The sequence below is a fragment of the Ralstonia sp. 25mfcol4.1 genome, assembly GCF_900104095.1.
In the GTDB taxonomy this organism is placed as follows: Bacteria; Pseudomonadota; Gammaproteobacteria; order Burkholderiales; family Burkholderiaceae; genus Cupriavidus.
Genome location: NZ_FNJO01000034.1, coordinates 1 through 11,705, shown reverse-complemented (window position 1 = coordinate 11,705; position 11,705 = coordinate 1). Strand labels below are relative to the sequence as shown.

Annotated in this window: 11 protein-coding genes and 5 pseudogenes; 12 read left to right on the top strand and 4 right to left on the bottom strand. The window is 61.3% G+C overall.

Annotated features, from left to right (window positions below):
* The 9 genes and pseudogenes from BLQ58_RS29635 to BLQ58_RS28420 all read left to right on the top strand — a co-directional run.
* A pseudogene (locus BLQ58_RS29635) lies at positions 1–105 on the top strand (transcriptional regulator); the annotation flags it as partial.
* Positions 106–108: 3 nt separating this feature from the next.
* The gene (locus BLQ58_RS28455; protein ID WP_029051502.1) at positions 109–597 is read left to right on the top strand and encodes an ArsI/CadI family heavy metal resistance metalloenzyme; all 489 of its coding nucleotides are present in this window, start codon (positions 109–111) and stop codon (positions 595–597) included.
* 87 nt (positions 598–684) lie between these two features.
* The gene (locus BLQ58_RS28450) at positions 685–1,197 is read left to right on the top strand and encodes an arsenate reductase ArsC (RefSeq protein WP_029051501.1); all 513 of its coding nucleotides are present in this window, start codon (positions 685–687) and stop codon (positions 1,195–1,197) included.
* Positions 1,194–2,258 (top strand): ACR3 family arsenite efflux transporter, encoded by a 1,065-nt coding sequence (gene arsB / locus BLQ58_RS28445; RefSeq protein WP_029051500.1) that lies wholly within the window; start codon positions 1,194–1,196, stop codon positions 2,256–2,258. The genes BLQ58_RS28450 and arsB overlap by 4 nt, the downstream gene beginning before the upstream one ends.
* An 8-nt stretch (positions 2,259–2,266) precedes the next feature.
* Positions 2,267–2,689: an arsenate reductase (glutaredoxin) gene (gene arsC, locus BLQ58_RS28440; RefSeq protein ID WP_029051499.1), complete on the top strand. Its 423-nt coding sequence runs from the start codon at positions 2,267–2,269 to the stop codon at positions 2,687–2,689.
* Positions 2,686–3,451 (top strand): annotated as a pseudogene (gene arsH, locus BLQ58_RS28435) (arsenical resistance protein ArsH). The gene arsC and the pseudogene arsH overlap by 4 nt, the downstream one beginning before the upstream one ends.
* A gap of 17 nt (positions 3,452–3,468) precedes the next feature.
* Positions 3,469–4,661, top strand: a pseudogene (locus tag BLQ58_RS28430) (MFS transporter).
* Between the two features lie 329 nt (positions 4,662–4,990).
* A complete protein-coding gene (locus tag BLQ58_RS28425) occupies positions 4,991–5,182 on the top strand; it encodes a hypothetical protein (protein ID WP_029051498.1) in 192 nt (63 codons plus the stop codon).
* Positions 5,183–5,248: 66 nt separating this feature from the next.
* A complete protein-coding gene (locus BLQ58_RS28420; RefSeq protein WP_029051497.1) occupies positions 5,249–5,875 on the top strand; it encodes a tyrosine-type recombinase/integrase in 627 nt (208 codons plus the stop codon).
* 243 nt (positions 5,876–6,118) lie between these two features.
* Here BLQ58_RS28420 and BLQ58_RS29005 read toward each other — a convergent pair whose 3' ends face one another.
* Entirely contained in the window at positions 6,119–6,607 is a 489-nt protein-coding gene (locus BLQ58_RS29005; RefSeq protein ID WP_049815958.1) for an STM3941 family protein, read from the bottom strand.
* A gap of 72 nt (positions 6,608–6,679) precedes the next feature.
* Positions 6,680–7,411: a TetR/AcrR family transcriptional regulator gene (locus tag BLQ58_RS28415; protein ID WP_254776252.1), complete on the bottom strand. Its 732-nt coding sequence runs from the start codon at positions 7,409–7,411 to the stop codon at positions 6,680–6,682.
* On the opposite strand from BLQ58_RS28415, the gene BLQ58_RS28410 reads away from it, so the two are divergent.
* Positions 7,412–8,527, top strand: a complete 1,116-nt coding sequence (locus tag BLQ58_RS28410) for a DUF2855 family protein (protein ID WP_029051688.1) — start codon at positions 7,412–7,414, stop codon at positions 8,525–8,527.
* Between the two features lie 1,062 nt (positions 8,528–9,589).
* Here the strand turns inward: BLQ58_RS28410 and BLQ58_RS28405 are convergent.
* Entirely contained in the window at positions 9,590–9,793 is a 204-nt protein-coding gene (locus tag BLQ58_RS28405; protein WP_027693588.1) for a cold-shock protein, read from the bottom strand.
* Positions 9,794–10,455: 662 nt separating this feature from the next.
* Here BLQ58_RS28405 and BLQ58_RS28400 point away from each other — a divergent pair.
* Positions 10,456–10,719, top strand: a complete 264-nt coding sequence (locus tag BLQ58_RS28400) for an isochorismatase (protein WP_092603791.1) — start codon at positions 10,456–10,458, stop codon at positions 10,717–10,719.
* Between the two features lie 27 nt (positions 10,720–10,746).
* Positions 10,747–10,958 (top strand): annotated as a pseudogene (infA, locus tag BLQ58_RS28395) (translation initiation factor IF-1).
* Between the two features lie 252 nt (positions 10,959–11,210).
* Here infA and BLQ58_RS28390 read toward each other — a convergent pair.
* A pseudogene (locus BLQ58_RS28390) lies at positions 11,211–11,705 on the bottom strand (IS30-like element ISRme10 family transposase); the annotation flags it as partial.

Below are 11,705 nucleotides of genomic sequence, written 5' to 3'. Positions count from 1 at the left end.
CGCTTCGAGACCATGAATGCCCTGCTCGGCTATCTCACGGAGAACTGCTGTGGTGGCAATCCGTGTTCGCCGGTGTCCTCTTGTTCCGTCGCCACGGAGTCCTGAACCATGAAGCGCTTCCACGTCCACGTCAGCGTGGCCGACCTGCCGGCCAGCATCCGCTACTACTCGGCCCTGTTCGCTGCCGAACCCACTGTCGTCCGGGACGACTACGCCAAGTGGGCGCTCGACGACCCGCGCGTGAACTTCGCGATCTCCAATCGCACGGAGAAGCTCGGCGTCGACCATCTCGGCATCCAGGTAGAGACCGACGCGGAGCTGGCCGAGACGCAGACGCGCCTCGCCAGCGCCGACCTGCCCCTGCAGTCCCAGTCCGAGACGAACTGCTGCTACGCGACCTCGAACAAGCACTGGTCAGTGGACCCAACGGGGATCGCTTGGGAATCGTTTCACACGCTTGGTGGCGCGCCGACCTATGGTGAGTCACGGGAGCGGAGCGCCGAGGCCGCCGCGTGCTGCGTGCCGGTCCAATTGAGCGCCACGCCGAAGCCAACCGCCAAGACCGCCTGCTGCACGCCGGAATCCGGCTGCTGCTGAGCACTCCCTGACCCGCCTCCCGCATCGGGACCTCGCGCGAGGAGGCACCCGCTCGCCCCAACGTCGCTCAATCGCCCAACAACCACCATGTCCGACAAGACTTTCAACGTGCTGGTGCTGTGCACCGGCAATTCCGCCCGCAGCGTCATGGCCGAAGCGCTGTTCAATGTGCTCGGCAAGGGACGCTTTCACGCCTACAGCGCCGGCAGCCATCCCTCTGGCACGGTCAATCCCTTTGCCATCGAGCGCTGCCAGTCGATCGGCTACGACACCTCTGGCCTGCGCAGCAAGAACTGGGATGAGTTCGCCCTGCCCGACGCACCCAGGATGGACTTCGTCATCACCGTCTGCGACCAGGCCGCGGGCGAGATCTGCCCGATCTGGCCCGGCACGCCCATCACGGCACAAGGGGGCTTCATGGACCCCGCCGCCATCCAGGGCTCCGATGACGAGAAGCGCAAGGTGTTCGACCAGGTCTTCCGTCAGATCCTCAATCGCGTCAGCCAGTTCGTGAACCTGCCGCTGCACGTGCTGGACCATAACGCCATCCAGAAGGAGATGCGCGCCATCGGCGAGCAGCCTGTGGAGGCCGGGCAATGAGCACGGCGCAACGGTCCGCCGCAGCGGCACAACCCAGCGCCATTGGCTTCTTCGAGCGCTACCTGACCGTCTGGGTGGCGCTCTGCATCGTGGCGGGCATCCTGCTCGGTCAATGGCTGCCACCGGTCTTTCAGGCCATTGGCGCCATGGAGGTCGCACAGGTGAACCTGCCGGTCGGCGTGCTGATCTGGATCATGATCATCCCGATGCTGATCAAGATCGATTTCGGTGCCATGGGCCAGGTCGCGGGACACTGGCGCGGCATCGGCGTGACGCTCTTTGTGAACTGGCTGGTCAAGCCGTTCTCCATGGCGCTGCTGGGCTGGATCTTCATCCGACACCTGTTCGCTGGCTGGCTGCCAGTGGATCAACTCGACAGCTATATCGCTGGCCTGATCCTGCTGGCGGCGGCACCCTGCACGGCGATGGTGTTTGTCTGGTCCCAGCTCTGCAAGGGCGATCCGTACTTCACGCTGTCGCAGGTCGCGCTCAACGACGCGATCATGGTCGTCGCCTTCGCGCCCGTCGTCGCGCTGCTGCTGGGTCTGTCGTCGATCACGGTGCCCTGGGATACGCTAATCACCTCGGTGGCCCTCTACATTGTGGTGCCGGTGCTGATCGCACAGGTCATCCGCAAGGCACTTCTGGCACGGGGCGAAGCCACCTACAAGCGTGTAGTTTGCGCGCTGGGTCCCTACTCGATCACCGCCCTGCTCGCGACGCTGGTGCTGCTGTTTGGCTTCCAGGGCAATGCCATCGTCGAACAGCCATTGATCATCCTGCTGCTGGCCGTACCGATCCTGATTCAGGTCTTGCTGAACTCCGGCCTGGCCTATCTGCTCAACCGCAAGCTCGGCGTGGCCCATTGCGTGGCCGGCCCATCCGCCCTGATCGGCGCCAGCAACTTCTTCGAACTGGCCGTGGCCACCGCCATCAGCCTGTTCGGCTTCCAATCCGGCGCGGCGCTCGCCACCGTCGTCGGCGTGCTGATCGAAGTCCCCGTGATGCTGTTCGTCGTGGGCGTGGTCAACCGCTCACAGCACTGGTACGAATCGCACTGAGATACCCCATGACCGTCACCATCTATCACAACCCGGCGTGCGGTACGTCGCGCAACACGCTGGCCATGATCCGCAATGCGGGCATCGAGCCCACCGTCATCCAGTACGTGAACACGCCACCCGACCGGCAGACCTTGCAGGCGATGATCCGCGATGCCGGGCTCACTGTGCGCGAAGCGATCCGCGAGAAGGGTACGCCCTATGCCGAGCTTGGCCTTGGTGATCCAGCACTCACCGACGACCAGTTGCTCGATGCCATGCTGGCCCATCCGATCCTGATCAACCGGCCATTCGTCGTCACCGAGTTAGGCGTGCGGCTATGCCGGCCGTCGGAACTCGTGCTGGACATCCTGCCGGCGCCGCAGCAAGGCGCCTTCACCAAGGAAGACGGCGAGGCCGTCATCGACGCGCAAGGGCGGAGGATTCAATGACCGCGGATCTGCCCAATATCGTCCCTGCGGTGCTCGGATACGCCCGACCTCTATAAGCTGGAACCGCCACGCGCCGGCACCCACCCGCCGCGCATCCTGCTGCTCTACGGTTCGCTGCGCGAGACTTCCTATAGCCGGCTGCTGGTGCTGGAAGCCGAACGGATTCTCCAGCACTTCGGGGCGGAGACCCGCGTGTTCGACCCGCGCGACCTGCCGATGGCGGACAGCGTGCCCGCTGATCACCCCAAGGTGGTCGAACTGCGCAAGCTCTCCGAGTGGTCGGAAGGCCAAGTCTGGTGTAGCCCCGAGCGCCATGGCACGGTGACGGCCGTCTTCAAGAACCAGATCGACTGGCTCCCGCTGGAGATTGGCGGCATTCGCCCGACCCAGGGCCGCACGCTGGCCGTCATGCAGGTGTGCGGCGGCTCGCAGTCGTTCAACGCCGTCAACACGCTGCGCGTGCTGGGCCGATGGATGCGCATGATCACGATTCCGAACCAGTCGTCGGTGGCCAAGGCGTACCAGGAGTTCGACGGCAACGGCCGCATGAAGCCGTCGTCCTACTACGACCGCGTGGTCGACGTCATGGAAGAGCTCGTCAAGTTCACACTGCTGGTACGTGACCGCAGCGACTACCTGACGGACCGCTACAGCGAGCGCAAGGAAGCCGCGCCCCCCAACGCGACGGCGCTGGCAGCGGCGGCCATGCAGCACGAGAACGAGGCCCAGACCGGCGACACCGACAGCAACGAAGTGGAATAACCAGGAACGGGACGGCCATGGAGCCAAGCAGTAGCGTGATCGCCAGGCTGGGAATTGCCCAGACGCTGGCCTGGGGTTCGACCTACTACCTGTCGGCCATGCTGGCAACGCCCATGGCAAAGGATCTTGGTGTCTCCGCGCCGACGATCTTTGCTGCCTTCAGCCTCGCCCTGGTGGTGTCCGCATTGCTGGGACCCGTCTCCGGGAGGATGATCGATCGGACGGGCGGCCGGTCGGTGCTCGTGGCCACGAGCCTGGTATTCGCAGTCGGACTCGCCGGGCTCGGAGTGGCCCAAGGGGCCGTGGGCCTCTTCGCCGCCTGGGTGATCCTGGGTATCGGCATGGGCGCAGGGCTCTACGAAGCGGCGTTCGCCACGCTGGTCGCGCTGTACGGCCACCATTCGCGCGGCGCGATCACCGGCATCACGCTGATCGCCGGCTTTGCCAGTACGGTCGGCTGGCCGCTCTCTGCTTACATTGAGGCGCACATCGGTTGGCGAGGCGCCTGCCTGGCCTGGGCGGCGCTACATCTCACGCTTGGGCTGGCCCTGAACCTGAGCATGCCGCGGATGGCAGCCGGAGCGAATGCGCCCAGCGAAGCCGTGCCATCAACGCGTAGGATAGGCCGCACCCGGGTGACGAGCGTTCGCAGCGGACGGCTTCCTATGCGCTGACCTTCGTTTTCGCGGCGACCTGGTTTATCAGCTCAGCGATGGCCGTACACCTTCCGCGGCTGCTGCAGGCGGGTGGGGCGTCGTTGGCCATGGCCGTGATGGTGGGTGCGCTGATCGGACCGGCGCAAGTCGGTGCCCGGATCCTGGAGTTCGGCCTGCTGCGCAAGGTCCACCCCTTGCTGTCGGCGCGGATCGCGGCGGCGCTGCATCCCATTGGCGCATTGGCGTTCGGTGTGGCCGGAGCGCCCGCGGCGGCCCTGTTTGGCGTCCTACACGGGGCGGGCAACGGCATTCTCACGATTGCCAAGGGCACGCTGCCGCTGGTTATTTTCGGGCCGGGCGGGTATGGCCACCGTCAGGGCTTGTTAATGGTGCCGGCCCGCGTCGCCCAAGCAATGGCGCCGTGGCTCTTCGGCATGCTGCTCGATTCCTTGGGCGCTAGGGCGCTCTGGGTGTCGTCGGCTCTTGGATTCGCCTCAATCCTCACGCTATTTCTTCTGCACGGACAGAGGCGCACGGCAGCCGCCGCTGCATAAGCCACGGTTCGCTTGCTTTCGAACGACCGCTTTGCGGCGGTGTCCTGCCTCTGGGAGCGCAGTTGCTGGCTGGCGGGAATAGGCGGTCACCGCCCACTCATCAAGACCCACCTCCGTCCCGGACAGAAGCTCGGCGATTGAATCTCGGCAATCAGTGAATCGGCAAGATCCGAAACTGCCCCCGCACGAAAATGTTGGTCCTATGCTTGCGCTCTTCGGAGCCTGCTGTGCCCTCGCGCGCATCCTGAGAAAGATTGGCAACTCGCTGATCCATGGAGATCTCCGGCCGTCACATGCTGTAATCCCCTTTTCTGCCATGGAGATACGCGATGGATGACCATACCCAAATTCTCGTCTGCAAATGCGGCGTCACCGTCCGGATCCGCGAACTGCACTTTGAGATTGGAGGCAATCAGGCCTTGGACTGGGCGCCATGTCCACTGTGCTATCGGAAGCTCTACCAGATGAGCGTCGAAGGCGTCGTGTCAGCGGAGTTGGTTTCGGAAGCAGAGTGGGACTAGCGCCCGCCACTTGAGAGGTTCCGGCACAGGCGCAGAATGGGCTCCCATCCACTCCAGGAGTGAGTCATGACTACCTCCCAACCATCTGTAAGCCGCCGTGCCCCGTGGAACAAGGGAAGACTGACGGGGCAGAAGCCTCCTCTGAAGCTGTCCGAGATTTGGGCAATCCGTACGCGCCTTCAGCTCGCCGCTAGCACGAGAGATTTGGCGATGTTCAACCTCGCCATCGACAGCAAGCTGCGCGCTTGCGATTTGATTCGTCTCCGCGTACAAGATGTCAGCGTAGGAAGCCAAGTTGGCATGCGTGCGACGGTCATGCAACAGAAGACGCATCGACCCGTGCAATTTGAGATTACTGGACAGACTCGGGAATGCCTCCAGGCCTGGATACGCGCACGGGGATTGAGCTGCGGCGACTTCTTGTTCCCCAGTCGTTTGCGCTCGTCGCCCCATCTATCGACCCGACAATATGCCAGGTTGGTCCATCGCTGGATAGCGTCAATCGGCCTTGACACTTCCGCTTATGGGACGCATTCAATCCGGCGAACCAAGGTCTCGCTAATCTATAGACGGACCAGAAACCTGAGAGCTGTCCAACTGCTCCTCGGGCATACAAAGCTCGAGAGTACCGTCCGGTATCTGGGAATTGAGGTAGATGACGCCTTGGAGATTGCTGAGCAAACTGAAGTCTGACCATACTTCTGGCCGGCAGGCGGGCGCTTGCCGGCCAATAACAGCCTTTCACCCAAGGCGCTGCGCAGACATTTGGACGTCGGTTTCACCACTGACAGCGGCCCTTCGTTGGGCCGTGTCAGCCACCGGCGAATCGGCAGATATCTCTGCTGATCAGGGGTTACCCGATTTGATGTTTAGGCCCCGGAGCATTAATCGAATCAGGATCGCCGTGGCCAACCCCGAGCCGCCGAAGATGAAATTCTATATGCCCAAGGCCACTTCAAGTCCTACAGACAAGGCCGCTTGCGGGATATTCACAATGTAGCCACTCATGCCTGCGTTGGCTCGCAATAGTCCGCGAGCCAGTGGTCCGCACTTCGCCAAATAGTCGTTCGAATTGCGGAGCGAGACGCAAAGATATTTCTGCCGATGCCTGCTGCCGAACACGACCACCTTCGCGTGCGAAATGTCCTTCCATGGAATAAATCCTATCGACGCCGCCGACGCCTGGTCGTTTATTCCTTCATAGTCAATGATAATTGCCGGCCTTCTCCATAACAGACGGAATAGCATGAACAGCCCGCAAGCAGCGAAAAACGGAATACCGAGAGCGACTGCGATCGTCGATTTTGCACTCATCGACACCGGATGCTTTGCCAGTAAGAATATGCAAAGGACGACGAATAGAATTGAGCCTAGCAGAAGGACGGCGAGTTTTCCGCGGCTTTGGTAAATGACGATGGATCCCAATGTGTGCTCCCGAGGTCGTCTTGCCAGCGTTGTCGCTATTCGGGTTCGCCGCAGCGCTGCCTTCCAATAGCCCTATCCGCCCGCCGCGGCGTCAATCGCAGCCGGCGCGGCCAGCGCGTGAAGGCAGATCCGGACCATGGTCTCTATCCAGGCGCGGCCGGCAGGCGGCGACTTCGGCAACAGTAGCCGGTAACGCCGCGCGCCCCACACGGCCGTCACCAGAGTTTGCACGGTCTCCGCACTGGCTGGTACAGGCAGGTCCGGACAGGCGTCGAGGGCGGCCTGCCAGGCGCGACAGAATTCGTCAAAAACGCGGCGGTGATGCTTGGGCTCGGCAATGCGGTCTTCGCTTTCCAGCATGGCGAGGTCGAAGTAGGGCAACTGCAGGCGGGGGTCGCAGCAGCTGAGGCGTACGAGGTGGGTCACCCGCGCCCGCCAGGACAGCGCCGTGGCTTCCGTCACCTCGGCGCGGATGCGGGCCAACATGGTTTCGACGATGTGGCGCACGTAGCCGGACAGCAACGCGTCGCGGTTCGGGAAGTACTCGTACAGCGTGCCGACCGAATAGCCAGCTTCCAGCGCCACCATGCGTGTGGTGGCGGCGGCCGGGCCATCGCGGCGCCAAATCCGAACAAACGCTTCGTAGATGGCCTGCACCGTGAACCTGGCGCGGGCCTGCGACGGACGTTTCAGCGGTTTGGCGCACCTTTCGGCAGCCCCGGCGGGGCCGCTGGAGTTTCCGAACCCGCTGGCGGTCTTGCGCCGATAGAGTGAAGTCATGAGTTTGACCGACAGGAGACACAAATGACTCAGCTTACACAAGGCGCCGGCCAACGGCTTCTCACTCGCAAGAACGCTCTCGGCGACAGCCGCCTGGAGCGCACCATGGTATTGCCCGGCGCCAGTCTCGCCGACGGCGAAATCGAACTGCGCCTCGGCCGCTTCGCCTTGACCACCAACAATATCACCTACGCCGCCTTCGGCGACGCCATGCAGTACTGGGACTTCTTCCCGACCGGCCAGCCGGAGTGGGGCCACATGCCAGTGTGGGGGTTTGCCGACGTGGTGGCTTCCGCGGTGGCAGGGGTGAATCCGGGCGAGCGCTTCTACGGCTACTTCCCGATCGCCAGCCACGAGCGCATGCAGCCCGAGCGGGTTACCGGCCGCGGCTTCTACGATGGCGCCGAGCATCGCAAGCCGTTGGTGTCAGCGTACAACCAGTACACCCGCGTGAGTCAGGATGCTGTCTACGATCCAGCGCTCGAGAATTACCAGATGCTGTACCGGCCACTCTTCATCACGTCGTTCATGCTGGCCGATTTCCTGGAGGACAACGGTTACTTCGGCGCGCGCCGGCTGGTGTTTTCCAGTGCGTCGAGCAAGACAGCTTATGGCACGGCATTCTGCCTTCGTGACACCGGCCTCACGCTGACCGCGTTGACCTCGGCCGGCAACAGGGAATTTGTCGACGGTCTGGGCGCTTACCACGAAAGCGCCGCGTATGACGAACTGGAGCGCTTGCCGGCAGACGTTCCCACCCTATATGTGGACTTCTCCGGCGACCCTGCGCTGCGGCGCCGCATCCACCAGCACTTCGGCGCGGCGCTGGTCTACGATTGTTATGCCGGCTCGGCGCAAAACACTGACTTCCTGAAGGCCGAGGATCTGCCCGGCCCGGCGCCCAAGTTCTACTTCGCGCCAGTGCAGATCCGCAAGCGCAATGCCGACTGGGGGCCGGCGATCGTCAACGAGAAATTCAATGCCGCGCAGCGCCGGTTCATCGACCACGTTCGCGAGCCATCGCGTGGATGGCTGACGGTGGTAGAGGAAGCAGGCATGTCGGCCGCGCAACAGCGTATCGCCGCACTGCACGCAGGGAGGTCGCACCCTCGCGAGGGGTACGTGATCCGGCTCGACTGATACAGGACGGGTACTGACGGATGGCCTGACACCGCAAAGCAGGCCTTCCTGGTGTGTAAGGGAAGTAGCGAGCCCGACCTGCTCCGGCCGCTTTTAGAATTTCACGGCGGATGAAGTGAGCAAAGTAAAGACTCGAGCGTCCGAAAAGGCAACCGGGCTTCCAGGCAGCCACTGGCCAGCGTCGCACCTTGGCCTACGCTGGCCAGTCCGGGAGGAGCGCGAGAAAGCTACACGTCCTGCATGTGCCGCCAAATGGGCAAACGTGGGACGCTTTTGAACTAACTTGTAAGTGACCTGTGACGCAGAGCCACGGCCACCTACAATTCGAGGATATGCAGCCCTGTGGCATCTAGACTCTGATTGCCGGCTTTGTGGGCCGGCAGTAGTTCAATGTCTTTCTCTCCGCCGGGTTCCAGGCTATGCGATCACGACTCATACGGTTTTCCTGAGCCATGGAGTTTGAACGCTTACGCAAGCGGCAAATCTCTGCCACGCTGTACCCGTTCCAGTAGCCGTCTTCGACAAGCGGTGAGACGGTCGGATCCGATAGAACGACCGAATCATGCGACCTCGTCACTGAGATTCGGCGCACCCACCATGAAGGACTTACGATGCCCAGCCGTGCCACTATTTTCAATTATCAACGCGTAACATCTGTGCCACTGGTGCGACACGGCCTAGGCCGCCTGTCGTTTAAGAAGCCTGCAGGAAATGGATTGATCCTCATCCGTCTTGCGGCAACTTACCTTCACAGTGCTGTGACTACGCTCTTCGACTCGCATAGCGCCGTCAATGTGGACTGGCCTGAGCTTCAGTCGCCATCCATTCCAATGGCCAATCAATTTCGGCGATCAAAGGGAAGGCGGCGTGCCGGATTTCCGCGCCTTCAACGGGTGCCTGCCTGATGCAACCATCGTTAGTCTTCCTGCGGACTAAAAAATTTAGTCAGTCCCACGCGGTGCAAGAGAGCCGTTCACTTAACCGTTGTTTGCACTCGGGACAATAGAAATAAAAAACCCCGTCATTGCTGACGGGGTTTCTTCATCAAGCTAGGAAACCTGATTAGACTGGCTCGATCTTCGTTGCTGCGGGACCCTTCTGGCCCTTGCCTGCTACGAAACGAACCTTCTGTCCTTCCTGGAGGCTCTTGAAACCACCGCCCTGAATTTCAGAAAAATGCGCGAAGAGATCTTCGCCCCCTGCATCGGGGGAAATAAAGCCGAAGCCTTTCGAATCGTTGAACCACTTTACAGTACCGGTTTCCATGTGAGGACTCCTTAGAGATTCTCGCCAACGAAGGATGCTGACGAGGCACGACGATCAAGGAAGATACATGGAGAGAAAGTGGCCCTAACGGGGTGCAACTGACGCTGCGAGACTAGCTTGAAGATCCTGCGAGGTCGGTTATACAGGTGCAGTCGTACGCGGTCAATCAAAAGCTTCAGGGGTATCTCTCGTTCCGGCTGCCCCTCGGGGCTTGCAGTGGGGCGCTAGTCTCGATCATGCCGTCGTCCAAAGCTCGACATGCTCTCACATCGGAAGGCATCGATCGCCGCCGCAGCGGATTTCGATCAAAGGTGTTAGGATGGCACCGCTGTCGACAAAGTTCGATAGCCGCGCGCCGAAGCGACATCATGACTAGAAGAGCGTTATCGGCCACTCCGGTGTACACCGGATTCTATGGGTAGCCTCTTGCCCTAACCTATCCGACCAGCGGCAGAGCCGCACCGCAGCCAGCGTATGTACAGAAAGCGCTGACTTGCGAAAGTACGGTCTCGATTGCGTCTTCGCCCCTCTTTGCTTCCACAAGAACGAAGCTTCGGAGGCGCCATCCGTTTTTTCACTACCAGCACCACGGCACCGGTGGCAGTCAGCATGACTCGACACTTTTTAGTACACGTCCGCCGTGTTGCATAACCGAGAACAATTTGAGTTACGAATACACCCCCTTCACCGTTTCCGTCTTCCCGATTCAGCAAGAACCTGGTCTGTGGTTCGCGAACTACATGATTTCCGAGTATCGAGACGGCGCTGAACGCGTCGTCGCAAACGTTTCGATGCGCCATACGACCTATGGCTCGGAGTCAAAGGCCAAGCAGGCGGCTCGCTACGCCGGCAACCGCGCGGTCGCGCATTTGCAGCCGCAATCTTATGGGCTGCGCCGCGCGTACCTTTCCACACCACTCGCGTGAAGAAACGTAGCATTGATCGAGGCGTACATGGCTAAAGAAGAACTGGTGGAATTTGGTGGCAGAGTCTCGGAAGTGCTTCCGGACAACCGCTTTCGCGTCATACTGGAAAACGGCTTCACGGTCTGGGCCTACTCCTCGGGCCGGCTAAAAAAGAACCGCATACGCGTACTCGCAGGAGATCGTGTCGCACGCCATATGACCTGACAAAGGGTCGCATCAACTATCGCCACAAGTCTTAATTAGTAAGACAGACATAAGATGCCTATCGACGACGAGTGGGAAGAGACGCATCTCACACCCGCCAGTTGGACTACGGGAAGCTACCGCCACGCCATTGGCCTGCAGTCGACGTGCCATTACCTGATGTTGTCGTCATGACCGTGCGACGAGATGTCACTGCAATGTACGGACGTCCTTCGCGAGTTGTAGAGGAACGCAATCCGCTAGCCTCTGCTGATAAAGCATGGCGATCCGGATTTCGGAAGGCGGTTTCAAGTCTGAGATGCAACACCAGTTCGTAATTTATTGATCTCTTCGGCCATGGCTTCGGCGGGAGTGGCGAAGTCGAGAACCGCCCGAGGGCGATAGTTCAGCGCCTTCGCGACTCTGTTCAAGTAGCCCTGCGAGAAGACCGATAGATCGTCGCCTTTCGGTAGATACTCTCGAACCAGTCCGTTCATATTCTCGTTGCTTGGCCTCTGCCACGGACTGTGCGGGTCGGCAAAGAACACTTCGATACTGACCCGCCTGGTCAGTTCTGCGTGATGCGCCATCTCTTTGCCCTGGTCGTAGGTCAAGCTCTTGCGAAGCGCCAGCGGCACACGACGAAACTTCTTGGTCAAAGCCTCCAGCGCTGCCTCGGCCCCGCAACCGTCCATCTTCGCCAGCACCACGAAGCGCGTCTTGCGCTCCACCAGCGTCGCCACCGCGCTGCGGTTTCCCGCGCCCTTGATCAGGTCGCCTTCCCAATGGCCAGGCACCAGCCG

What these genes read in the sequence shown, in the direction of transcription:
- BLQ58_RS28425 (WP_029051498.1), top strand. Translation starts at nt 4,991, where the DNA reads ATGGATGACCATACCCAAATTCTCGTCTGCAAATGCGGCGTCACCGTC.
- BLQ58_RS28450 (WP_029051501.1), top strand. Translation starts at nt 685, where the DNA reads ATGTCCGACAAGACTTTCAACGTGCTGGTGCTGTGCACCGGCAATTCC.
- BLQ58_RS28455 (WP_029051502.1), top strand. Translation starts at nt 109, where the DNA reads ATGAAGCGCTTCCACGTCCACGTCAGCGTGGCCGACCTGCCGGCCAGC.
- BLQ58_RS28420 (WP_029051497.1), top strand. Translation starts at nt 5,249, where the DNA reads ATGACTACCTCCCAACCATCTGTAAGCCGCCGTGCCCCGTGGAACAAG.
- arsC (WP_029051499.1), top strand. Translation starts at nt 2,267, where the DNA reads ATGACCGTCACCATCTATCACAACCCGGCGTGCGGTACGTCGCGCAAC.
- arsB (WP_029051500.1), top strand. Translation starts at nt 1,194, where the DNA reads ATGAGCACGGCGCAACGGTCCGCCGCAGCGGCACAACCCAGCGCCATT.
- BLQ58_RS28410 (WP_029051688.1), top strand. Translation starts at nt 7,412, where the DNA reads ATGACTCAGCTTACACAAGGCGCCGGCCAACGGCTTCTCACTCGCAAG.
- BLQ58_RS28405 (WP_027693588.1), bottom strand. Translation starts at nt 9,793, where the DNA reads ATGGAAACCGGTACTGTAAAGTGGTTCAACGATTCGAAAGGCTTCGGC.